This window comes from Ureaplasma zalophigenitalium, assembly GCF_025780055.1.
GTDB classification, from domain to species: Bacteria; Bacillota_I; Bacilli_A; order Mycoplasmatales; family Mycoplasmoidaceae; genus Ureaplasma; species Ureaplasma zalophigenitalium.
Genome location: NZ_JAOXHJ010000005.1, coordinates 1 through 24,059 on the forward strand (window position 1 = coordinate 1; position 24,059 = coordinate 24,059).

At 31.2% G+C, this 24,059-nt stretch carries 24 protein-coding genes; 18 read left to right on the forward strand and 6 right to left on the reverse strand.

Annotation, left to right across the window (positions count from 1 at the left end):
- Nucleotides 1-5,134 (forward strand): coiled-coil domain-containing protein (locus tag OF365_RS02305; protein ID WP_263818000.1); only part of this gene is annotated, 5,134 nt, incomplete at its 5' end.
- Between the two features lie 47 nt (nucleotides 5,135-5,181).
- Here OF365_RS02305 and OF365_RS02310 read toward each other — a convergent pair.
- The 4 genes from OF365_RS02310 to OF365_RS02325 all read right to left on the reverse strand — a co-directional run bounded on the left by OF365_RS02310 (nucleotide 5,182) and on the right by OF365_RS02325 (nucleotide 8,628).
- Complete coding sequence (locus OF365_RS02310) at nucleotides 5,182-6,255, reverse strand: Y-family DNA polymerase (protein WP_263818001.1); 1,074 nt, start codon at nucleotides 6,253-6,255, stop codon at nucleotides 5,182-5,184.
- Nucleotides 6,248-6,976 (reverse strand): TlyA family RNA methyltransferase, encoded by a 729-nt coding sequence (locus tag OF365_RS02315; protein ID WP_263818002.1) that lies wholly within the window; start codon nucleotides 6,974-6,976, stop codon nucleotides 6,248-6,250. Before OF365_RS02315 ends, OF365_RS02310 begins: the two co-directional genes overlap by 8 nt.
- Nucleotides 6,977-7,010: 34 nt before the next feature.
- Nucleotides 7,011-7,379 (reverse strand): hypothetical protein, encoded by a 369-nt coding sequence (locus OF365_RS02320; RefSeq protein WP_263818003.1) that lies wholly within the window; start codon nucleotides 7,377-7,379, stop codon nucleotides 7,011-7,013.
- Nucleotides 7,380-7,536: 157 nt separating this feature from the next.
- Nucleotides 7,537-8,628 carry an ABC transporter ATP-binding protein gene (locus tag OF365_RS02325; RefSeq protein ID WP_263818004.1) on the reverse strand — a complete coding sequence of 364 codons (1,092 nt, stop codon included), beginning with the start codon at nucleotides 8,626-8,628 and terminating at the stop codon, nucleotides 7,537-7,539.
- 287 nt (nucleotides 8,629-8,915) lie between these two features.
- Between OF365_RS02325 and OF365_RS02330 the strand changes: the two genes are divergently transcribed.
- From OF365_RS02330 to OF365_RS02385, 12 genes are all read left to right on the forward strand, one after another.
- Nucleotides 8,916-9,221, forward strand: a complete 306-nt coding sequence (locus OF365_RS02330; RefSeq protein WP_263818005.1) for an urease subunit gamma — start codon at nucleotides 8,916-8,918, stop codon at nucleotides 9,219-9,221.
- A gap of 40 nt (nucleotides 9,222-9,261) precedes the next feature.
- Nucleotides 9,262-9,636 carry an urease subunit beta gene (gene ureB / locus OF365_RS02335; protein WP_263818006.1) on the forward strand — a complete coding sequence of 125 codons (375 nt, stop codon included), beginning with the start codon at nucleotides 9,262-9,264 and terminating at the stop codon, nucleotides 9,634-9,636.
- A 19-nt stretch (nucleotides 9,637-9,655) separates the two neighbouring features.
- Nucleotides 9,656-11,476 (forward strand): urease subunit alpha, encoded by a 1,821-nt coding sequence (gene ureC / locus OF365_RS02340; RefSeq protein WP_263818007.1) that lies wholly within the window; start codon nucleotides 9,656-9,658, stop codon nucleotides 11,474-11,476.
- An 87-nt stretch (nucleotides 11,477-11,563) separates the two neighbouring features.
- The gene (gene ureE / locus OF365_RS02345) at nucleotides 11,564-12,019 is read left to right on the forward strand and encodes an urease accessory protein UreE (protein WP_263818008.1); all 456 of its coding nucleotides are present in this window, start codon (nucleotides 11,564-11,566) and stop codon (nucleotides 12,017-12,019) included.
- 25 nt (nucleotides 12,020-12,044) lie between these two features.
- Nucleotides 12,045-12,713: an urease accessory protein UreF gene (locus tag OF365_RS02350; RefSeq protein ID WP_263818041.1), complete on the forward strand. Its 669-nt coding sequence runs from the start codon at nucleotides 12,045-12,047 to the stop codon at nucleotides 12,711-12,713.
- Between the two features lie 29 nt (nucleotides 12,714-12,742).
- The gene (ureG, locus tag OF365_RS02355; protein ID WP_263818009.1) at nucleotides 12,743-13,369 is read left to right on the forward strand and encodes an urease accessory protein UreG; all 627 of its coding nucleotides are present in this window, start codon (nucleotides 12,743-12,745) and stop codon (nucleotides 13,367-13,369) included.
- A 3-nt stretch (nucleotides 13,370-13,372) separates the two neighbouring features.
- Nucleotides 13,373-14,239, forward strand: a complete 867-nt coding sequence (locus OF365_RS02360) for an urease accessory protein UreD (protein WP_263818010.1) — start codon at nucleotides 13,373-13,375, stop codon at nucleotides 14,237-14,239.
- A gap of 85 nt (nucleotides 14,240-14,324) precedes the next feature.
- Nucleotides 14,325-14,969, forward strand: a complete 645-nt coding sequence (locus OF365_RS02365; RefSeq protein WP_263818011.1) for a hypothetical protein — start codon at nucleotides 14,325-14,327, stop codon at nucleotides 14,967-14,969.
- Nucleotides 14,962-15,381 (forward strand): hypothetical protein, encoded by a 420-nt coding sequence (locus tag OF365_RS02370; protein WP_263818012.1) that lies wholly within the window; start codon nucleotides 14,962-14,964, stop codon nucleotides 15,379-15,381. The genes OF365_RS02365 and OF365_RS02370 overlap by 8 nt, the downstream gene beginning before the upstream one ends.
- A gap of 56 nt (nucleotides 15,382-15,437) precedes the next feature.
- Nucleotides 15,438-15,902 carry a CinA family protein gene (locus tag OF365_RS02375; protein ID WP_263818013.1) on the forward strand — a complete coding sequence of 155 codons (465 nt, stop codon included), beginning with the start codon at nucleotides 15,438-15,440 and terminating at the stop codon, nucleotides 15,900-15,902.
- A gap of 50 nt (nucleotides 15,903-15,952) precedes the next feature.
- Nucleotides 15,953-16,999, forward strand: a complete 1,047-nt coding sequence (recA, locus tag OF365_RS02380) for a recombinase RecA (protein WP_263818014.1) — start codon at nucleotides 15,953-15,955, stop codon at nucleotides 16,997-16,999.
- Nucleotides 17,000-17,069: 70 nt separating this feature from the next.
- Nucleotides 17,070-18,491 carry an HDIG domain-containing metalloprotein gene (locus OF365_RS02385; RefSeq protein ID WP_263818015.1) on the forward strand — a complete coding sequence of 474 codons (1,422 nt, stop codon included), beginning with the start codon at nucleotides 17,070-17,072 and terminating at the stop codon, nucleotides 18,489-18,491.
- Between the two features lie 39 nt (nucleotides 18,492-18,530).
- Here the strand turns inward: OF365_RS02385 and OF365_RS02390 are convergent, their stop codons facing one another.
- Both OF365_RS02390 and OF365_RS02395 read right to left on the reverse strand, forming a co-directional pair.
- Nucleotides 18,531-18,722, reverse strand: a complete 192-nt coding sequence (locus OF365_RS02390; protein WP_263818016.1) for a hypothetical protein — start codon at nucleotides 18,720-18,722, stop codon at nucleotides 18,531-18,533.
- Complete coding sequence (locus OF365_RS02395) at nucleotides 18,706-19,392, reverse strand: deoxynucleoside kinase (protein ID WP_263818017.1); 687 nt, start codon at nucleotides 19,390-19,392, stop codon at nucleotides 18,706-18,708. Before OF365_RS02395 ends, OF365_RS02390 begins: the two co-directional genes overlap by 17 nt.
- A gap of 130 nt (nucleotides 19,393-19,522) precedes the next feature.
- Here OF365_RS02395 and dnaX point away from each other — a divergent pair, with 130 nt between their 5' ends.
- Genes dnaX through OF365_RS02420 form a run of 5 tightly spaced genes read left to right on the forward strand, consistent with a single transcriptional unit; the run spans nucleotide 19,523 to nucleotide 24,043 of the window.
- Nucleotides 19,523-21,511, forward strand: coding sequence for a DNA polymerase III subunit gamma/tau (gene dnaX, locus OF365_RS02400; protein ID WP_263818018.1), 1,989 nt, complete (start codon nucleotides 19,523-19,525; stop codon nucleotides 21,509-21,511).
- A gap of 16 nt (nucleotides 21,512-21,527) precedes the next feature.
- Nucleotides 21,528-21,830 (forward strand): YbaB/EbfC family nucleoid-associated protein, encoded by a 303-nt coding sequence (locus tag OF365_RS02405; protein ID WP_263818019.1) that lies wholly within the window; start codon nucleotides 21,528-21,530, stop codon nucleotides 21,828-21,830.
- A gap of 3 nt (nucleotides 21,831-21,833) precedes the next feature.
- On the forward strand, nucleotides 21,834-22,436 hold the full coding sequence (recR, locus tag OF365_RS02410) for a recombination mediator RecR (protein WP_263818020.1): 603 nt from the start codon (nucleotides 21,834-21,836) through the stop codon (nucleotides 22,434-22,436).
- Nucleotides 22,437-22,446: 10 nt separating this feature from the next.
- A complete protein-coding gene (gene ffh / locus OF365_RS02415; protein ID WP_263818021.1) occupies nucleotides 22,447-23,799 on the forward strand; it encodes a signal recognition particle protein in 1,353 nt (450 codons plus the stop codon).
- Between the two features lie 16 nt (nucleotides 23,800-23,815).
- Nucleotides 23,816-24,043, forward strand: coding sequence for a 4Fe-4S binding protein (locus OF365_RS02420; RefSeq protein WP_263818022.1), 228 nt, complete (start codon nucleotides 23,816-23,818; stop codon nucleotides 24,041-24,043).
- The last annotated feature ends 16 nt before the right edge of the window (nucleotides 24,044-24,059 follow it).

The window sequence follows — 24,059 nt, forward strand, 5'->3', positions numbered from 1 at the left end:
AAAATCACAATTGCAAAAAGCCCAAGAAGCAAAAAATAACATTGATAATCAAAAACCTGAACAATTAAAAAAAGTTATTCAGGAATTAGCTAATGCTTTAACAGATGCTAATAATCAGTTGAATGAGCATACAAAAAATATTAGTAGTGAAAAACAACAAATTAATGACGGTATTAAACAAGCGGAATTAATCAAACAACAATTAGCTAACAACAGCGACTCTACAGAGTTAAAAACAAAAATTGACGCGGCTATTAATGCAACTAAAACCATTCTGGATAATCCAAAATCATCTGTTGATGAATTAAAAAATGCCAATCAAACCCTAAAAATGGCTAACATAACAAATAGTGCTGCAAAGAAAGCTTTAGAACAAACTAAAGAAACCGCTCTTGATGAATTAAAAAAAGAAATCACTGCAGCCGACACAGCACTAGATGATTTGAATAATAAACAAAACCCCACTGTTCTAAGGAAAGTACTGCGGAACGCTTTAGATGTCTTGGCTAATTCAGGTGTAATACCAGTAAGTGATGTAAAGCAAAAAACTAAGGAATTAAAATCTGCTATCGAAAATTTTAAATCCGAATCATCTAATTCGACAAACAATGATGACCAAACTTTATTAGATGAGTTAGAGGATTTGATTAAACGCGGGCATGCGTTATCTGATACCCTCAAACAAGTTGGATTAAATGACGATGAACTAAAACTGCGATTGCAAGAAGCAAAAAATAACATTGTTAACCAAAAACCTGAACAATTAAAAAAAGTTATTCAAGATTTGCGCGATGTTATTAGTGATACTTCCAATCGGATAAATGAATTTTTTTCGTCTGATAAAAATATTAGTAGTGAAAAACAACAAATTAATGACGGTATTAGACAAGCGGAATTAATCAAACAACAATTAGCTAACAACAGCGACTTTACAGAATTGAGAACAAAGATTGATCAAGATATTGCAACAGCTCAGACTACTTTGAACAACTCAAACTCTACGCTTGATGATTTGAAAAAAGCTAATCAAATATTAGAAGCAGCAAACAAAGCTAATATCGCTAAAAAAACTAATTTAGAAAACTCTAAACAAGCTGCTATTAACGCCCTTCAAACACAAATCACATTCGCTGATGAATCTATCAATAAACCATCGAATAAAAATAAGGATATTACATCTTTAACACAATCTATTATTGAAGCTTTAAAAACAATACTTAATAAGGATGATTTTGGACTTCAAGCAGTTAATGCCATGACAGATAAATTGCAAGCAGCAATACAAACATTTGAAGCACAAGAGGTTGTCGACCCAACTGCTAAATACAAAGAGTTATTAGGTGAAAAAATTAATAAATTAATATCTGATGCTGATGCTGTAGCTGCTGCAAATACTGCTAACAGAATTACAGATGATGAATTAGTTCAACAAATAGCTGCTGCTAAAAAAATGAAAGATAATCTCGAACATCAAACTGCAGACGAAATTGAAGCTCAAATTAACGCCTTATTAAATTCATTAAACGATGCTAATAAAAACTTAAATAAAATTCTAGATAAGAAGGAATTGTTAGCATCTGAATTGCAAAAAACAGAAGCATTATTGAAATCATTAAAACCAAACAGTGATTATGATCAAATCAAAGCAACAATCCAGGCTTCACTGACAACAGCTAAAACCATTTTTGATCAAGCCAACCCTACGCCTGAAAAATTACAAATAGCGCTGGATAACTTAAAAACAGCCAACACTGCAAATGCTGAAACTAAAAAAACTTTAGACCAAGAGCATTTGGATAAAGCACAAAAACATCAACAAATATATAATGCTGCAATCGACATTTTAACTGACCCTCAAATTCTTGATACTCCAGAACGGCAAGTACTGTTGGGTTTAAAAACAAGTGAATTAGATACTTACCTAAAACCCAATCAAGTCAACAAGGAAGTTTTACAAACTAGAGCACAAACGATTAGTGATGCAATTAAAAAAACAAAAATAGCATCTGCAAAACAATTAGGAAACAATTTAATTAGTGAATTAGGTAGTGATAGTAAGTATAACGACATTAAAGAAAAATTAACAGATGCTATTAATGAGTTAAATACTCTAGCGAATGATGCTGATGAACCAACTGTTTCAGCTGCCATTGAGAAATTTAATGCAGCAGTTAAACAGGCGGAAGATAGCAAAAAAGAGTTAGATCAACAAACAGATAACTCAGCATTAATAAATAACTTTAATAAACTCAAAGAAACTTCAAAAAATTATGCTCAAAATGACATCGCTGATGATAAGTATTCAGATATTAAAGACATTTTAAATGCTGCAATCACTAAAAATGATGCTGTAGTTAATCCGACTAATGGATCATCTCCAACTTCTATGGAAATCCAAAATGCTGAAAAAGATCTTGAAAGAGTTTTAGAGCAAACTAAATTAAAAAAACAAATTCGAGATTTACAATCAAGAAACAATGAGGTGTCTCCACCAAGAGAATATTTAGAATTTAATAAAACTAAACATGAGATTTTAGAAGATTATAAGAAATTCTTAGATGAAGCAAAAACTGTGTTTTTAGAAAAAACAGCTCAACTTTCAAATAAATATCAAACTGAAGTTATTCCCGGTGATACAGAAAATATTCCATACCCTAAATCTTATAAAGAGATGAATGATCCTACAAATAACGAAGAGACAAACAATAAAAAATATTTGAAATATATTAATGATGAGTTAGCATGGGTTGAAGAACAAAAAACAACCAACACTACAACGAATAAAGAATTAGTTCAAAAGATTAATCTTTTATTCAAAGAACGATACAGAACTTCGTTGCAAATGAATTTGGAGGATAAAATCGAGAACACTCGTCAACATCTACGAATGTTTGCATCAAGTTTACATAAAGATAGATATAAAAAAATATTAGAGCAATTAAAAGCTCATTTACGTCAAATTCCAGATGAAGAAACAAAAAAGCCTTTAATTTTCAAGGCTAACAGTACATTAGTGGAGCTAGAAGCCATTAATTTAAATTTATTGGAAATTTTAAATGCTGTACCGGGTGAAATCGCAAAAGCAGATCTAACCATTCAAATAAAAGATGATTTAAAGGACTTAATACCTTCAATTAGTGCTTTTTATGATCAATCTAAAGACGGCACCATTGATGTTACGCAAAACCCTTGAGTATCCTTTTTGCAAACAAATAAAATTAGTGAATTAGAACAAAAGGCAAACAAACTAAAAGAAGAAGTGCAAACGATTCCGAGCACAAATTTTATAGCTATTCGTGAAAAAGTTGATCAATTTGATAAAATAAAAGCACCATATATCAAAGCTTATTATGATGCTATGGATTATCAAGTTCAAAAACATATTCAAGACATCAAAACAAACAAAATAGGTGATATTAATATTGATGATTTATCAACTTTCTTTGATGCAATTCCTAAAACAGAAGAAGCAAATAAAAAATTAGCACCTCTAATTCAGACTATCAAACAAAACGTTGACACCATGAAAAAAGGTTTTAAGGATATTGAATTAATTCCTGAAGCAGTTGGACCGAATTTGCTACATGCTCAAAGTCAATCACGTTTAAATTTTGAAGCTTTATTAAATAGCAAGGATGTTAGTTTTTCGGTTCCTTCAGATAAAATACACAATACTATAAAAGAAGTACAAAAAGAATTAGAAAAGTATTTTAATGGTATATATAACACTTTTCATAAAAATGATGAAGAAATTGGTGAACATAATGCTAATGCATCATTAACTAAGTTTGTTGCAGCAATCCAAAAAGATAGAACTGTCGACACAACTCATCCTGATTTACAAAAGATATTTTCAGAAATATCAGAAAAAACTACTATGGATATCCCTCTAAATCAGCCTTTAAAAAATCAACTATCAATAATTGCTTCTGTAGTTGAACAAGATAAAATCTTCAAAGATCATTTTAATAATTATGCTAGAGAATATTTTATTAAACAAATGAATAATGATCAAATTAAAACCGAGTTGCAAAAAACCTTTGTTAAAAATAACATATCTTATTTATTAGGTACATATGATAGTGGTGCTGAAAATGGTGAGACATCTTGAGCTTATAATACAGAAGAAGAAACGCAATTTTCAAATTTTTTATACCAAGGGACCGAAGGTGAATATGGTCAATATGGCCAAGGGTTTGCAAAAACATCAATTAATTATCTTAATGATTTATCAATGATTCTAAATAATGTTAAAAAAATTCAGGAGCAATCAACAGCTGATGCAACAAGTGCTAAATATGCCTATGCTTTATTCATTTATTTACAAAATAAAGCTGATGCTTCTCAAAGTTATGACAAAATATTTTTGGTTCAAAAAAGACGATTGCCATTCAGTGTAAATGATAGGGAAAATGTCCCTGATTATTATATTTCAAATTTACTTGGTAATACTAACACAAGCTCGTATATCAATAATTACGGATTTTTCGAAATGTTAAATTACATGTTATTGGGGTTATCTTTAAAATACGAGGCAACTTATCAGACTAAACATCCTAAGGAACAATTAGACACTTCGTATCTAGATCAATCTAACAATTTAAAAGCTCAAGATTCATTAACTCCAATCCAACTAACACACAAGGTACTTGATATTTTTGGGGTTGATGTTTGAAGATATTGAGCTGGTTTCAAAGATTTCGATTCAGAAAAATTATATTTTAAACAACCACTAGAATGGTATAACAATAATGATATAGTCTACGAAGTGAATGTTGGGAAAATTTCAACGAAACAAGACAAGGAATTTCCCACACAAGGCGTTCAGATTTACAATTATAAAACTCAATCAAATCAAACAATAATGCCAGGCACTAAAGTTAATTCAAGTGTCTGAATGGAAAATAGTATAAAAGAGATCCTGAATGCTTATGAAAAACTATATTTAGCATACATGGATTTACTATCTAATGATCCAAATGGACGATACGCTCTTGTTAATAAAAAAATTCTAGGTTTTTCTTCTACAAAAGTTAGTGACCACAAAGAAATTGATTTAAGTAAATTAAGTGCTTACGATCAAGATCCGAAAATTGAATCAAACAACGGCGATGAATTTATTTATTTAAAATAAAACACAACAGACAACAAAAAAGGACTTTTGTCCTTTTTTTTGTTACTCTAAAATAACAGGGTTTGTTGCTCGACACTATTCACATCTTGTATATCAGAGAAGCTAACTCCGACCAATCTGATGTTTTGATCATTCCATATTTTATTAAAAAGTTTATTAAAATAATGTAATATAATTTCTCATTCATTTGTATAGTATGGGATTTGTACTTGGTGGCTGCGTTGCTGAAAATTTACATCCTTAATGTTAATGGAAATTTTTTTAATAACCATTCCCGATTTAACCACATCATCATATAAATTAGTTAATAGATTTATAGCGCTCTTTTTAATGAATGATTCTAAATCTGTTGGAGCAAAAGTCATACTTTTGGACATTGAGCGCTCGGAGGTTATAATGTTTTTCATTCTAATATTTGTTTTGCCTGACAAATTAGCTGTTAGAGTAAAAAAAGTGCTGCCCAAAATTAAATGAACCTTATTTTCGTTGTTTGGATCTAATAAATCAGCACAAGTCCGTATATTGTATTGATAGAGAAATTGTGATGTTTTTTTACCAATATAAGGAACTTGAGCTACATCTAAAGTATTTATAGTTTTTTGGATTTCTGTGGGGTGAATTAACACACTAATACCATTTGGTTTATTAATATCAGTGGCTATTTTAGCTAGTAAATAATTTATTGAACAACCAATTGACACTTGTAAACCTAATTCCTTATAAATCTTTTTTTGAATATCTAAAGCTAAAAATGTCGGGTTATTATGGTATTTTGATATTAAATCAGTAGCATCTATAAATAATTCATCAATTGAAGCAATATGAACTTTGTTTGTATAAGAATAGGCGATTTGATAAAAGCGTTTCGATAAAGCATCGTATAATTCAAAATCAGGTTTTAAAACTAACAAATCAGGATAAAGTTTTAAAGCTTCACTTAAACGCATAGCAGCATGAATACGGTATTTGCGTGCAGGATAATTAGCTGTCGAGATAATTTGATGGTTAGTTTTAATATTACAAACGACCGTTGGATGATCGGGATTTTTTTGCAAATGTAACAGTGATGCTTGGACAAAAAAAGCATCAATATCAATATGTAAAATAATTGACTTAGGCATAAGTAAAATAAATCATATATTCTTGGTTTTGCTTTTTGACGTCAAAAACATCCACAGGAACATGTGTTTTATATGTAAAACCGTGCTGAGCAGCTAATGTCTTTATCTTCTCGATAATTTTGTTGTGTAATACTCTATCTTTAAGTACACCTTTGCATGCGTGCATAATTTCTGGAGTAGCTTCGAATTGGGGTTTAATTAATCAAATTAAATCAAGACCAGCATGTCGTAAGTGTTTAATAGCTTCAAAAGCAAAGGATAAAGAAATGAATGATAAATCAGCTACGATTGTATCAACCTCGTGTCCGATAGGTAATTTATTTAAATCTTTAATATTTGTGTTTTCGAAGGCGATTACGCGTGAATCGTTTTTTATTTTTAAATCCAAAATATTTTTAGCTACATCGACACAATACACCTTAGTTGCTTGTGATTGTAAACAAACATCACTAAAACCACCCGTGGAAGATCCTAAATCCAAAATAATTTTATGAGCAAAATCATAATTAATAATTTGTTGAATTTTCAATAATTTATATGCTCCTTTAGAAACATAGGTTTTTTCAGCTCGACAAACAACAAGATCATTATCTTGTACTTGATAAGCAGGTTTAAGAATATTTTTGTTATTGACAAAAATAAACCCACGCTTAATTAAGTCTAGGGCTTGTGATCTTGTTTTACTGAAATGATTTGCTACTAAATATAAATCTAAACGCATATAGTTAATATTATATAAAATTTAGCTATTTATCTTATACTGAGATATCTCTTTGTAGTGTCTGTAATTCACTGAAAGCCACTTTGTAGTCTTGATAAGTGCTTTTCTCATTAATAGATGATTTAATTTTGAGCAGCCTATCTAGATTTTTTTGTTGATTTACAGATTTATCGTTTTGTACTTGTTTTTCTAATTCTGTAAGTAATTGTTCATAATCTGTTTTAATTTGATGGAAATCTAGCTTTTGCACCATAGGTACTGCGATACCTACAGTTACACCGATCCCTAAAATGACAGAAAAACCATACAAAAGAAATTTGTGTGGTCTAAATGTAAAATATTTTTTTAATAAAATATCAAAATGAAAAGTGTCTAAGTAATCAGTTTCGCTTTTTTCTAACAAGAAAATTTTTAATCGTCTAGTAATTTCGTCTATTATGACTTTTCTTCGTTGGAAGAAACGAAAAGGAAAAAGACAAATGAAGAAGTATTTCCATTGTAACCTTCTAAATCATTTGTCTTTGTGATTTTCTTTGAAAAATCGAGATATATATTGAGAATTATTCGTCATCATGCGCAGTCTTTAAATGTCTATCCTTATCATAATTAGGTGGTAGAGCAAAGTTTGTAATTAGCACTTTTGAATGCTCTTGATCCTTATTTCGAATTATGATAGTGTCAACACCAAATACATCGTGTAACAACTGTTCATCAATACAATTCAACACATCAGTATACCGGATCATTTTGCCGTCTTTAATAATCATAACTTTATCAGCGTATTTAATTCCAGTATTTATATCATGAATAACTAGTACAATGGTTTTATTAAGTTTATGGTGCAATTTATGTAACAACTCAATGATTTCCAATTGACTTCTAATGTCTAAGTGATTGGTTGGTTCGTCTAAAACAATCGTATCAGTATCTTGAGCCAAAGATAAAGCAATTAACGCTTTTTGTCTTTGACCTCCTGATAAATCGTCTAGTTCCTTGTGACGAAATTCAAAAATCCCAACATTTTTAAGAGCGGTTTCAATTATTTTTTGCTCTCGTTTTGGATTAGCGTTAACGCCGACAGCGTTAGATCATGGATAACGCCCCATTTTAACAAAATCGTAAATAGTAGTGTTTTCAGGGAAAACACTTAATTGAGGAACGTAAGCTAATTCAAGAGCTAATTTTTTAGAGTTATAAGCCTTAAACTCCTTATTCTTAATATTTCAAACAAGAGATTCTATTACATCCTTACGATCTTTTTTAAAAACATTAATTAGACGTTCGCATTGTAATTTAAATCATTGAAATACTAGAAATTCACGACGGATTAACTTGTTATTAAAAAGAATCTGTCCAGTACGTGGGACAAGGATTCTACACAACCCTTTGATAAGTGTTGATTTTCCAGATCCATTAGGTCCTAAAACCACCACAAAATCATTTTTCATAATTTGAGCTGTTAGATTTTTTACAATCATTTTTGATCCATACCCTAAGGAAACATTTCTTAAATCAAAGAGAACTTCGTTACGATTAACACTTTCTTTTTTCATTTTTTCTTGAAATGTTCGAACTTCTTCTAAATCTATAGTGTTAGTTTCGGGGTCGTATTGATCATTTTTAAGATTTAATTTGGTAGCTTTTTTAGACATAAAGAGTCCTTTCAAAAGAAAATAATTTATATTAACACATAAATTTTATATTATATGATTTGATTTTTCTTTAATATAGCACCTGCTATATCTTTATATTTTAAAAAATATATAACATTATTTTTATAAAAAAATCTTTTTTTATCAAATATATCACAAAAATCAATTCTTTGCTTTATTTTAGCATCTTTTTTTATCTCATACAGCATTAAAAAAATGTTCTTATAGTTAAAAAAATGTAAAATAAAATTGCAAATTACTTTATCTATTGAAAATGAGGTAAAAATATGAACTTATCACTAAGAGAAATTCAAAAGCTTATGATTACAGTGGCAGCAGATGTTGCTCGTCGTCGTCTAGCTCGTGGATTAAAATTAAATTATTCAGAAGCAGTAGCTTTAATTACGGATCACGTGGTGGAAGGTGCTCGTGATGGCGCACTTGTATCTGATTTGATGCAATCCGCTCGTGAAATATTACGAATAGAACAAGTTATGGAAGGTGTTGACTCAATGGTATCAATCATTCAAGTCGAAGTAACTTTCCCAGATGGAACTAAACTTGTGTCAATTCACGACCCAATTTATAAATAATAAATACTTAAATATAGAAAGAAAAAAGGAGATATAAATTATGTCTGGAGGATCTAACCAATACACACCTGGTAAATTAGTACCTGGTGCTGTTAAATTCGCAGAAGGCGACATCATCGTTAATGAAGGTCGTCAAGCTTACAAAATTATTGTTCAAAATACAGGTGATAGACCTATTCAAGTGGGTTCTCACTTCCACTTGTATGAAACAAACACTGCATTAATTTTCTATGATGAAAACGGAAATGAAGACAAAGAACGTAAAAGCGTTTATGGACGCCGTTTTGATATCTCTTCTGGAACTGCAATTCGTTTTGAACCAGGAGAAAAAAAAGAAGCATCAATCGTTGATTTCCAAGGTACACGTGAAGTGTATGGAGTTAATGGGTTAATTAATGGAAAATTAGATAAATAAGAGATTAGGAGAGTCTATTATGTTTAAAATTTCAAGAAAAAACTATTCTGATCTATTCGGAATTACAACTGGAGATAGTGTCCGTTTAGGTGATACTAACTTATTCATCCAAGTTGAAAAAGACTACACTACTTACGGAGAAGAATCTGTATTTGGTGGTGGTAAAACATTACGTGAAGGTATGGGGATGAACGCACAATTTACTCGTGACCACTCATACGTAAACGAAAAAACTGGTAAAAAAGTTGAAGTTATGGACTTAGTTATTACTAACGCTTTAATTGTTGACTATACTGGTATTTATAAAGCCGACATCGGTATTCGTGATGGTCTGATTGCTTCTATTGGTAAATCAGGAAACCCACACCTAACTTCTGATGTTGACATGGTTGTAGGTATCGCAACTGAAGCTTGTTCTGGAGAAGGTAAAATCTTCACTGCAGGTGGATTAGATACACACGTTCACTTCTTAGAACCTGAAATTGCTGAGGTAGCACTTGATGGTGGTATCACAACAATTATCGCTGGTGGTACAGGTATGAATGATGGTTCAAAAGCTACTACAGTTACACCTGGTAAATGATGAATTAAAACTCAATTACAAGGTGCTGATGGAATGCCAGTTAACGTTGGTTTCCTAGGTAAAGGACAAGGTTTAAATGAACCTATTCTAGAACAAATTGCAGCTGGTGCTTGTGGTCTTAAGATTCACGAAGACTGAGGTGCGACTGGCCATGCTATTGACTCTTCGTTAACAGTAGCAGATAAAACAGATATTGCTGTTTCAATCCATACAGATACACTTAACGAAAGCGGTTTCGTTGAACACACAATTGCTGCTATGAAAGGCCGTGTAATTCACGCTTACCATACAGAAGGTGCTGGTGGGGGACATGCTCCTGATATTTTAGAAACTGTTAAATACTCATTCTGTTTACCAGCTTCAACAAACCCTACACTTCCTTATACTGTAAATACAATTGCAGAACACTTAGATATGTTAATGGTATGCCACCACTTAAACCCTAAAGTTCCTGAAGACGTTGCATTTGCTGATTCACGTATTCGTGCACAAACTATTGCTGCAGAAGACTTATTACATGATATGGGTGCTATTTCTATTACATCTTCTGATACACTTGCAATGGGACGTATTGGAGAGGTTGCAACTAGAACGTTCCAAATCGCTGATAAAATGAAGGCTCAATTTGGAGCATTAAAAGGAGATAGTGAATTCTCTGATAATAACCGTGTAAAACGTTATATTTCTAAATATACAATTAACCCAGCAATTGCTCATGGTGTTTCTGACTATGTAGGATCAATCGAAGTTGGTAAACTAGCTGATATTGTTGCATGAGAACCTAAATTCTTTGGTGCAAAACCTTACTTTGTAACAAAAATGGGTAACATTGTTCGTTGTTTAGCTGGTGATCCAAACGCTTCTATTCCAACATGTGAACCTGTAATTATGCGTAACCAATTCGCATCTATTGGTACAGCTTTAAATAGATGTTCAGTTTCATTCGTTTCTAAATTATCTTTAGACAAAACACCATCTATTAAAGAAGAATATGGACTAACAAAAGATTGCTTACCAGTTCGTAACTGCCGTAATATTTCAAAAGCTTCAATGAAATGAAATGATGTAACTCCTAATTTAGATGTAGATGCACAAACTTTTGAAGCGACTGTTGATTTGGCAGACTTAGAAAATTGACTAGAAAAACCAGCAGCTGAAATTGCTAAAACTTTACGTCAAACTGAAAACGGTAAATATGTTTTAGATGCCGAACCTGAAACAGTTCTTCCATTAGCTCAAAGATACTTCTTATACTAATTTAATTCGTTTAATAAACATGCATAATTGAAAAATAGTTATATAATAAAGTTATGTAACTATTTTTTTAAAGAAATGAGGGTATCTATGACAACATTTAAGAAAGTTATTAACAATGTTCATACATTAATAAACACAATCGGATATGACATTGAAAACATTTATTTAACCAATGACGATGCATTAAAACGCGTAATCATTGCTAAGTCAGAATTAAATAATGAATATGGTATTAAATTAGAGGAAGGAAAAAAGCTAGTTGATGGAGATATTCTTTTAATGGACGAAGAGGCAAAAAAAATGATCGTCGTTCGTTTAGAAGAAGCGGATGTTTTAGAAATATCGCCAGCAACAGTTGGTCAAATGGCGTTTTTAGCTCATAATATTGGTAATCGTCATACACCAGCTCAATTTACAGAAACTTCAATGATCATTCCATATGATTATTTAATTGAAGAATTCCTACAAACTAGCAACGCAAAATATGAAAGAAAAAAAATTAAACTTAAAGAAGCCTTCAGACACTCAGACGCTGCACGTTAATGAGCCGTTGTTGCTTTTGGATTTGATGCAAATTACGAATGCGAACTTTCCAATCGGATCGTTTTCACATTCCTTTGGGATTGAAACATATATTCGTGATGAAATTGTGCACGACTCCAAAACTTTAGAAAAAGCTTTATTGCTTTATATGAACGAACAACTTTTATACGGTGATTTATTAGCTATTCGTGAAGTTTATAATTTGTTAAAAGCAGATAAAATTCAAGAGATTTGAGACATTGATCGAATCATTAGTTTTCAAGGTTTAGCACGAGAAACAAGAGATGGCCAACGTCGTATTGGTGTACAAATGGTGAAGATTTATAATGAACTTTATAACGATCCACTACTACTTGAATATCATCAAAAAATTAAAGCAAAAGAATGCTTTGGTAACCCAGCTATTTCATTTGCTTTACTAGCACATTATTTAAATATTGATTTAAGAACGGCATTGTACACGCACTTGTACTCTACAACAGCTGCTTTAACACAAAACTGTGTGCGAGCTATCCCGTTAGGTCAAGTACCCGGCCAAATTTTAGTGAATAAACTAAAACACACGTATTTTGACGACATTATTCATAAAGCTATGGGTTTAGATTTTGAAACCGATTTTTGTAAAAATATTCCAGGATTAGAAATCGCCCAAATGGAACACGAAGATGTCCCAGTTCGTTTGTTCATGTCATAATTATCAAATATTGTAAAGGAAAAAATATTATGAAAAAACCATTAGTTATTGGTGTAGGTGGTCCGGTTGGCGCTGGAAAAACTATGCTTATCGAAAGATTAACACGTAAATTAAAAGATAGCGGATATTCAATGGCTGCAATTACCAATGATATCTATACAAAAGAAGATGCTCGTATTCTATTAAATACTTCAGTTTTAGATGCAGACCGTATTATGGGTGTCGAAACAGGTGGATGTCCACATACAGCTATTCGTGAAGATGCTTCAATGAACTTTGCAGCAATTGAAGAAATGATGGAACGTCATGCAGACCTACAATTAATTTTCTTAGAATCAGGTGGCGATAATTTATCAGCTACTTTCTCTCCGGATTTAGTTGACTTCTCAATTTATATTATCGACGTTGCTCAGGGAGAAAAAATTCCTCGGAAAGGTGGCCAAGGGATGATTAAATCAGACTTATTCATTATTAATAAAGTCGATTTAGCGCCTTATGTTGGGGCTGATTTAAAAGTAATGGAATCTGATACTTTAAAATCTCGTGGCGAAAAAGACTTCTTCATGACTAACTTAAAAACTGATGAAGGTTTAAACGAAGTAGCTAAATGAGTCGAAAGTCGTCTGAAATTATTTTTAGAAGAACAAGTTGAGTAAAAGATGATTTTATCTAAAGAAAAAATCAAAGAATATTCAGCGTATATGTATATTCTAGTTAGTGCAGATGAACGATACCCAGGAAATTATGCCCATACCGTTCACTTTACTAATTTCTTTCGGACATCTAAACCGCTATATGTGGATGAAGATGATCCGACAAACCCATGCTTCCAATTAATTGCCATGGGTGGAGGATATATCGCTGGAGAAGTATATCGTAGTGATTTTGAGGTAGCTAAAGATGCGAGGTGTATTATTACCACTCAATCATCAACAAAAGCCTACCGAACAGTTAACGGAAAAGCTTCCCAACAATACACAAACATTCATTTGGAAGAGAATGCGATTTTAGAATATTTATCAGATAACGTAATTGTTTATGAAAACGGTAAATTTGAACAATTTAATAACTTCCACATGGACAAAACAGCTACTTTAATTTATACTGAATGTTTTGGACCAGGATGATCACCGTATGGTATCCCGTATTTATATGAAAAAATGTATCTAAATACAAAAATTTATTATGATGGTAAATTGATTTTATATGACAATTTAAAATTCGAACCGTTCCAAAATGATGAATCAGCCTTTGGTATTATGAGTGGATATTTATATTGTGGGACGATGTTAGTCATAAACTTAAATGTAACTGAAGAGGATGTGTTAGCAGTGCGTCAAGCAATTAAAGAAGCATATCCTGATATGGACTATGAATTTGGTGTATCAGGTCTTGATATCCCTGGTTTAGGGGTACGTACGCTAGCTAATACGCACTATGATGTGGAAAAGATTAACGCTGTTGCACATGCTTATTTCCGAAAAAAACTATGAAACAAGAGACCGCTTAATTTAAGAAAACCTTAGGATAAAACAAAAAAACAAGCTTGGCTTGTTTTTTTATTTTTAGCAAAAACTTTATAAGATTCGTTTAATTTAAATGGTGATAACGATGATTAATACAAAAAAACTTTTTTTCTTATTATTAAAATGGCTGGTTCAACAAAAAATTTGATGAAAAATTAATCATTTAAAAATTCATAAATTTGTCTTTTTTTATATGCTATTTGCGTGATTATTAAATATTGATTATGACTTTTCTTATTCGCAGCCTTATACCAATGGACCGGTATTTACTCAAATATATGGAGACTACACTTATCGATACGACCTTTTAAATGAACACTTAAAACAAGATATTAAAATAAAAAACGTAAATGAACATTGTGCGCAAAAATCCTTATTTTTAATCATGACCCACACTTGTGCGGAGTTATCAAAGATCACTCATAATTTCCCTTTTTGAAACAAATGACAGCAAACATCTTCAAAAGATGGGAAACCAAACAGCTTTCTTATTGATTTTTTAGACAACACTGATAAACAAATGATAGGTTTTTTATATACTTGTTGCCAAGAGTATAGAAGAGTTAAAATTATTTGCATCCATGAAAATTATTTTGTCACATCAAATAATTTTGTCGGAAATTTTAAAACAGATGAAATAGAGATTTTACAAAAGCTAAGTCACAAGAAGATTTTGGTTAATCCAGTTTATATTGAACGCAGTGATTCAGGGGTCTTAATAATTGATTAATAAACGCGATGTCATTACTTTATTCATCCCTTTTCCTTGTATTAACTCGCAGTTAGCTAAAAAAAGTCATATGTACATTTGTCTTTACAAAAAAATTAATAAAAAAGAAATGTTAAAAGTACAAACCGCCAAACCTCTTTTGATTAATACACTTGCAAACTATTGTTTGGTGTATCCGGATTTACAGCATAATCCCTTTAAGAAAGTGTCGCTCGTTGATTTAGACAAAGTGTTTAGCATACATTATGTTAAGATCCCAAGAATACTATGTACAACCATACGATCAAACATTAGCGTTTCGTTATATGAACATTTAAAATCCAAATTAACGTTACATCCTTATAAACAATATGTTTTAGATCCTTTAGTCATTATCTTATGTAATCACGCTCTAATGGTTATTAATCACTAGCGGTCTTTTTTCTGGTTATAATTATATATGATTAAAAAAGTTAAAAAGGATATTGTATGGTTAAGAAAATTAAAGAATATTTTGAATCACATAAACTAACTCTGTCGACATGTGAATCAGCTACCTGCGGCGCTCTTGCATCTATGTTAGCAGAGGAGGCAGGAATTTCTAGTTTTTATAAAGGTGGAATTGTAAGTTATGCAAAAGAAACTAAAATTAATCTGGTTGGCGTTGATTTAAAGATTATTGAAGATAAAGGAACAATCAGCGCTGAAACAGCTAAAGAATTAGCTCGTAAAACTAATCAATTATTAAACACGCATGTTTGTTTGTCAGTCACTGGCAATGCCGGTCCGAGCGGCGATGAGAATAAAGAAGTGGGTTTATTTTATGTTGGAGTAGCTGTAAATGATTTTTGTTTTGCTAAAGAAATGCAAATTAGTGATAAAGGTCGTTTAAAAAACCGTATTGAAATGGCTTTTGACGCTTTGGCTTATTTGTCTAAAATTCTAGAAAAATAAAGAGTAAAATTCATCTTTCAAACGATTAATAAAATAAGGAGATGAAGATTATGAAAACAAAAAAAGAAATAAGTGAACAGAATGATTTAATGAGTTCGTTAGAAAATAAATTTGCTCGGTCATCATACTGTCTGGCTGATGAATTAAATGCCCAACCGATAACATCTATTTCAACTGGTTCATTACAGATTGACAATATTACGGGAGTAAATGGTATTCCAGTGGGTCGGATTACAGAAATTTTTGGGAACGAGTCCAGTGGGAAAACAACCATAGCTTTACAAACAGCTGCCGAGTGTCAAAAGAATGGCGGAAAGGTTGTATTTATCGACATGGAAGGTTCGTTTGATATTAATTATGCAAAGAAATTAGGAATAAACACTTCTGAATTATTAATCGCTCAGCCAACAACAGGAGAAATCGCTTTTGAAATGATTGAGACTTTATTAAAATCTAACAACATTAATTTGATTATTATAGACTCGGTAGCTGCTATGATTCCTGAAAATGAATTTTTAAATGATATGAATGAAACAGCTATGGGTGCTCATGCACGCTTAATGTCAAAAGGTTTGCGTAAAATCCAACCATTAATTAGTAAATCAAAAACAGCCATTATTTTCTTAAACCAATTACGAGAAAAAATAAATGTCTTCTTCGGTAATCCTGAAACAACTACTGGTGGTAAAGCACTACGCTTTTATGCTTCTTTACGAATCGAAACGCGAAAGGCAGATTTAATTAAGGACGGAATTAACAAAATTGGAATAAAAACAAAAATTACAGTTATTAAAAACAAATTAGCTGCACCTATGCAATCTTGTTATATTGATATATTTTTTGGTCAAGGATTTAATTATGCTAACGAAATTCTTGAATTTGCTATAGAGTACGGAGTTTTGAAAAAGAACGGATCATGGTTTTATTATGATGAAATGAAAATTGCTCAAGGACGCGAACAATTAAAAAAATATTGTGAAGAGAATTCTGAGTTTTTCACAAATATCCAAGGTAAGGTTCTTGATTTGATTCAATCAAGAACAAATAGTGATTTTATACAAGATAAACCAGTCATAGACCAGATAAATAGTTTATAAAAAAATAAATTACCAAGAATTCTAAAAAATTTTTACTAATAAGTCCATATAATTAATAAAGGTGATATATATGACTTATATAATTTTATTTTATATATTACTGGGTTTATTAATTTTTATCGCACTAATAACCACAGTTGTTATGTTAGTGTTTGCTAGAAAAAAACAACTGCAATTAAGATGAATTAAAAATACAGATATTAATTTATATGAACAAATTAAAGAATTCACTCAATTGAAAAATGACCATCAAATTTTAATGATGGAAAAAGAAAAATTAGAAAAAATAAATAGTGAACATTTAAAAACCATTGTTAATTTGCAAACCGCAAAAGAAGAGTGGTTGTTAAAGTCAACAAATTTTAGTGAACAAGACGCTAAAAATGAACTCATGAAATATATGCAAATAAAGCATAAAAAAGATTTAGCAAAAGATTATTTAAAACAAAAAAAAGAATTTGATGAATATTTTCAATTTTACGCTAGTAACATTCTTGTTGATACAATGCAGAATTTAGCGGAACCATTAATTGTTGAACGATCATTGTTTAACATCACAATGCAAGATGATAGTTTAAAAGGTAAAATTATCGGTCGAGATGGGCGAAATAAAGCTGTTTTCGAAAATATAGCAGGGGTAGATTTAATTGTTGATCGTCAACAGCCGATCATTGGTGTTTCCTCGCCAAATCCTATTCGTCGTGAAATCGCTTCACAAGCTATGCAACGACTAATCGATAGCAAAAATATAGATAGCAATAGAATTGAATTAATTTACGAAGAAGAGAAAAATAAGTTCGACCAAAATCTAATTACTATTGGGAAAGATGTTATTGAAAATAAATTAGGTTTTTATGATATGGATCCTAATTTATATCCATATATAGGACGCATGAAGTTTAGAACTTCTTATGGACAAAATATTTTAACCCATTCATTAGAATGTGCACAGTTAGCCGAAATGATAGCGACTGAATTAAACCTTGATCCAATTAAAGCAAAAAAAATGGCTTTTTTTCATGATTTAGGAAAAACAATAGATTTCGAAAGTGATTTGGACCATGTAGAAGCAGGGATTTTATTAGCGCGAAAATTTAATTTTGACGATGACTTAATTAATGGAATCGAATCTCACCATAACAAAGTAGCCCCATCGTCAATTTATAGCGCATTAGTAAAAGTAGTTGACACATTATCTGCTGCACGCCCAGGAGCACGAGTTAATTCATATGATGAGTATTTTAAACGAGTTCAGGAACTAGAACAACTATGCTATGATTTTGAAGGTGTTAAACAAGCTTATGTTATTCGTTCTGGACGACAATTAAGAGTCATGGTAGATGCTAATATTATTAATGATGACCAACTAAATTACCTAGGTTATCAGATTAAACAAAAAATAGAAAAGAATGATCTTTTGGGTAACTACAAAATTCAAATAGTTATGATTAAAGAAAAACGCGTTTTATTAGAAACTAACGTTTTAGGATAAAAAAACCAAGTCGATACGGACTTGGTTTTTTATTATCAACTATTCGGGGGTGTTAATTGACTCTTTTGGCTTTTGTTCAGAATTATTTTGTGTTGAATCTTGGTTGTCCTGTTTTTGATCTGAATCATTTGTTTTGGATCGAGAAATACCATAAACCGCAAATGCAATCCCTAATGAACCAATAACCCCACAAATAAGAATGATTTTAGCCTTCTTACTTAACTTGCTCATTTTGTATTTTTTTTAATTCTTTTAAAACCTCATTAACTAATTGATCAACTGTTAAATGTGCGTCTAAAACTAAATAATTAATTCCGAAATCCTTACATACATTAATCATGTAATCGGTATATTTATTTAATAGGTTTTTAAAATAATCTTCGTTTTTGGCAAAGTTATCAATTTCAACTGCCCGATTTCGTAGATAGATTCGTTCCTTAAATAATTCTCAATCACCATCTAAAATGATATATAGTTGTGGAACTCCTTGTTCGTATACTAATTCCTTACATACGCCATCTCACAAACTCGCATAATATTGAAAAACAGATGGTTTATTAATGTTTGAATGCGCAAACAATCAATCCTCAAAAATGCTACGATCGAAAATTGTTAAATTTTCATGATTACAATTATTTTTATAATTATCAAAACGATTTAAAACAAAGTAAAGTTGAAAAAGTGAACCAAAAAGAACATTATTTTCACGTTCATACATTTTTTGTAATAGAAGTTGAGTCAATTGATCTTGTTCATTTAATTCATAGATAACACGAGAATTATCAATAGCCTTGTGTAGTGCTTCTGCTAACGTTGATTTTCCAAAAGCGATCATACCTCCAATAGCAATAGCGTTTGCCAAACGATTCTTTTTAAAAGTTGGTGTTAGTTGTTTATTCATGTTTCTTCCCCCTGTAGTGTTTTAAATTATATACAATATTTTAAATTTAATCATTAGAAAACAAAAAATGATTTTTGGGTGTTGCATGTTTGTAACTTATAATTATATTATTAAACTGAAAGGATTACATATGACTAATCTATCTCTTTATCGGCGTTATCGCCCCCATTGTTTTCAAGAAGTTATTGGTCAAGAACACATTAAGACAATATTAATTAATTCCATCGGATTAAATAAAATAAATCATTCTTACATTTTTAGTGGACCACGAGGTATTGGTAAAACTAGTATTGCGCGCATTTTTGCCATGTCTATTAATTGTCTTCAACCCATTAATAATGATTGCTGTCAAAAATGCACAAATTGCACAGATCTATTAAACGACACAGCAGTTGACTTTATCGAACTAGATGCGGCGAGTAATAATGGTGTAGAGCAAGTTCGCTCAATAATTGAAAATGTTTATTATTTACCAAGTAAATTTAAAAAGAAAGTTTATGTTATTGATGAAGCACATATGCTTTCTAACCAAGCTTGAAATGCTTTTTTAAAAACCCTAGAAGAACCCCCAGCACACATTGTTTTTATTTTTGCGACAACCGAATTCCAAAAAATTCCTTTGACTATTATTAGTCGTAGTCAACGTTTTGATTATCAGGCGTTAAATAACAAACAATTAAAAACACTTCTTCAGGATGTTATAAAAAAAGAAAAAATTGAAATGACCGAGGACGCGCAGAATATTTTAATTAATCTAGCACAATCTTCTGCACGAGATATGCTGAGTTTATTGGATCAACTAAATACATCAGATCAAAAAATTGATTTGCAAACCATCCAATCGGTTTTCAATTTAGTTGTTTATGACGATCAAATCAATTTTATTTATCTTGCATTACAAAGCAATTTTGCTGGTTTAAAGGATTTATTAAAGAAAATCATCGCGAATGGCCATAATGTTCAGGTATTCATTTATGATATTCTGCAAATATTATTTGCCTACAAATATGCTATTCTAACTGATAATACAGACGAAAACAGCTTGATTTTATTAAAGGATATGCAAAATTTAAAAAACCATGATCAAATAAGAATCGACCATCTAGTTCATTCGTTAATCCCTTTACACACTAATTTAAAAAATAGCATGGACCAAGAATTCGAGTGTTTAAAAGCTTTATATCCATTTATATTTTCGAAAGCACATAAAGGTAATAACAATATTTCAGAACCAGATTTGGACATTAATTTGCAAACAACATCCGAACAGCTAATTGAAAAAAAAATATCAAAAACAGTAAAACAAGATCTGAATGAGGACACACAAGCGCTTTTAAATGGTATGGAACCAACCTTAATGTTTAAAAAAAATAATCTAGAAAATAGTTTAAATTATAAAAATGCTAGTTTTGCAGATGTTTTCCAGACATACGACAAATCATTGCTAAAAATAAAGGATGATTTACAATTAGACAAGATTGATTGGTTTCAAAGAAAAGAAATCCCTTCTGATTTAACGAACAATCCAAACGTTGTTAAATCAGCTCAATCGACTCAAGAAAATAAAACTGTAGGAAAAACTAAAACACCGATTAATAGTACCTTAAAAGAGATTCAAGAAGAAAATGTACAAATGAGCATGCAAATTGTTCATAACGTATATACTGATAAACAAAAAACTATTGATGTAAATAATCTTTTAAAAGAATTAAAGCATAAATGAAACGAAATTGATTTAAACAACAATGGCTACTCCTTATCTGAAATGAAATGACTAAATTTAATTAAGGAAGTCAAATCTATTGGGGCTGTTTCAGAACATGGGATTATTTGCGTTTGCAATAAGACAGCCTTACCAAAAATATATAAAGTTTTCACAAATATTGATTTTATAAATTTTGTTTATAAAAATATTGTTCCTAAAAAACAGTATGCCTTTGTCTCAATAACTGATTTCCAAGGTATTATTGCTGAATATAAAAAACAAAGTAATAGTGAAAAATCACATATAATTAAAGATATTGAGAATGGTTTATGAACACAGCTTTATGAAGAATACGAACGCCAAGGACATGAAGTTTGTGATTTAATAGCTAATTTAGAAGAAATAAATGACTAATCAAAGGAGAGACAATATGAACTTTCAAAAAATGATGCAAGAAGCACAAAAACTACAAAATTCATTAAAGAAAAAACAAGCAGAATTAGAAGCTAAAGATTTTGATTTTGACTACAAAGGTCTAGTGGCAGTAAAGATTAAAGGTAATCTAGAAATTTTAGGAATCACCTTTAACCCAGATATCATTGACGCTGATGATGCAGACACCCTACAAGATGTTACTGTGAAAGCTATTAACGAAGCAGTAAAAACAGTCCAAGCAGCTAAAGAAGAAATTACTAATTCAATTATGCCAGGCGCTGCTGGTAAATTATTTTAATAAATGCAAAAACCAGCTGAATTTGAACTATTAGTTGACGCTTTGCGTTCTTTACCAGGGGTTGGGACGAAAAATGCTAAAAAATGAGCATTTTTTTTATTAAAACAAGATACAAAATATATTGATGATTTCATCAAACGAATAAAAAAAGCTCATAGTGACATTAAACACTGTTTAAATTGTGGCGTGATGTCAAATACGGCCGAGTGCTATATATGTACTAATCAATACCGTGACCACACAAAACTAATGGTCGTAACAACTAATGAAGATGTTGAACGAATTGAATCAGCTAATGTTTATAACGGATTATATTTTATTACTGGCGGCGAAATTTCTTTTCGCAAAAACGTAGTAATTGAGCATACTAATTTAAAACAACTAGCCAATTATGTTTCTACTAAACAATTTAAGGAAATAATAGTTGCTACAAGTTTTACACATGATGGTGAAGTAACAGCAGCATACATAGTTAATTTATTCAAAACTAATCCGGAAATAAATGTTTATCGAATTGGTTTCGGTCTACCATTAAATTCTAGCGTCGATTATGCTGATGACGAAACGTTAAAACAAGCAATTTACAACAAACGTATTTTAAAATAGGAGAATTATTATGTTAAATTCAATGATTAGTTCGCTCGTTGCTAAACGAATGGCGAAGAAATTAAAAAAGGAAACAATTCAACCCGAAGATTTAAAAGAGGTTCTTAGTGAAATTCGGATCGCTTTATTAGATGCTGACGTTAATTTAGCAGTTGTAAAAAAATTTATCAACGATATAAAAGAAGCGGCTGTAGGAGTTTATATTGAAAAAAACCAATCACCTGCGGATATTGTTTTAAAAATTATCAAAGATGAACTAGTGAAAATTCTAGGTGTTGAACACAAACCAGTTAATACCGCAAAAGCCCAATTAAAAATTATGATGGTAGGTTTACAAGGTTCAGGAAAAACAACAACTTGCGGGAAATTAGCTAATTATTTTCGTAATAAATTTAAAAAACGCCCGATATTAGTTGCTGCAGATATTTATCGTCCAGCCGCTATTGATCAATTAGAAACATTAGCCAACCAGACGCGTGTTAATTTTTTTGCAGACCGTGATAATAAAAAAGTGGACAACATTGTTAAACAAGCTATGCATACTGCAGAATCTAATGACAATAATTTAATTATTGTCGATACAGCGGGTCGATTACAAACTAATGATGAGTTAATGCAAGAGTTAGTTGATGTTAAACGTGCTTTTATGCCAGATGAAGTTTTATTAGTAGTTGATGCGATGGCAGGTCAAGACATTATCAACGTAGCAAGGGAGTTTCACAACCGATTAAATTTAACAGGGATTGTGGTTACAAAATTAGATTCAGATGCTCGTGCGGGAGCTGTTTTATCATTAACTTCGTTGTTGAATGTACCAATTAAATTTACTGGTACAGGAGAAAAACTAGGGTCAATTGATGATTTTTATCCAACACGTATGGCGGATAGAATACTTGGTTTAGGGGACATTATGACCCTAGCTGAAAAAGCAATGGATGTCGTGGATGAGAAAAAAGCTCGTGCATCATACAGTAGAATGGTTGCTGGGAAAATGGATTTCGAAGATTTGAAATTACAATTTGAACAAATGAGTAAAATCGGATCTTTAGGAGCAATTAAAAAAATGATTCCTGGTATGAGTAAGATTTCGGATGATGATACAGAAACGGCTAGTCAAAAAATCAAGGTTTGATCTTATCTTCTAGATAGCATGACTTTAAAAGAACGACGGAATCCAAAACTTTTCAAAAAAGAGCCAACACGGCGAATTCGTGTTTTAAAGGGATCAGGTCGATCTCCTGATGAATTTAACAAACTTTATAAACAGTGAGAAAATGCCCGTGAAAAAATGGCTGAAATAGGCAAAATGTTAAAGAGCGGGAAAAATCCGTTTGGTAAGGATGGAATAGGTGATCTATTCTAGAAACTAGGTGAGAAATATGGGACGATTAATTGCAGTTATTGAACGTGAAAATTGTATTGGCTGTCAAGCTTGTGCGACAGTTTGTCCAGTTGACGCGATTGAATTAGACCAAGATAATATTGCTTGAGCTAATGAAAAATGTATTAGTTGTGGTGCTTGCGCGAATGTTTGTCCAGCAATGTGTATTGAAATGGATGATATGCAGGTGTGATACAATAAACGTAAAAAATACTTTAACGAGTAGTTTTAAGGAGGTAAGT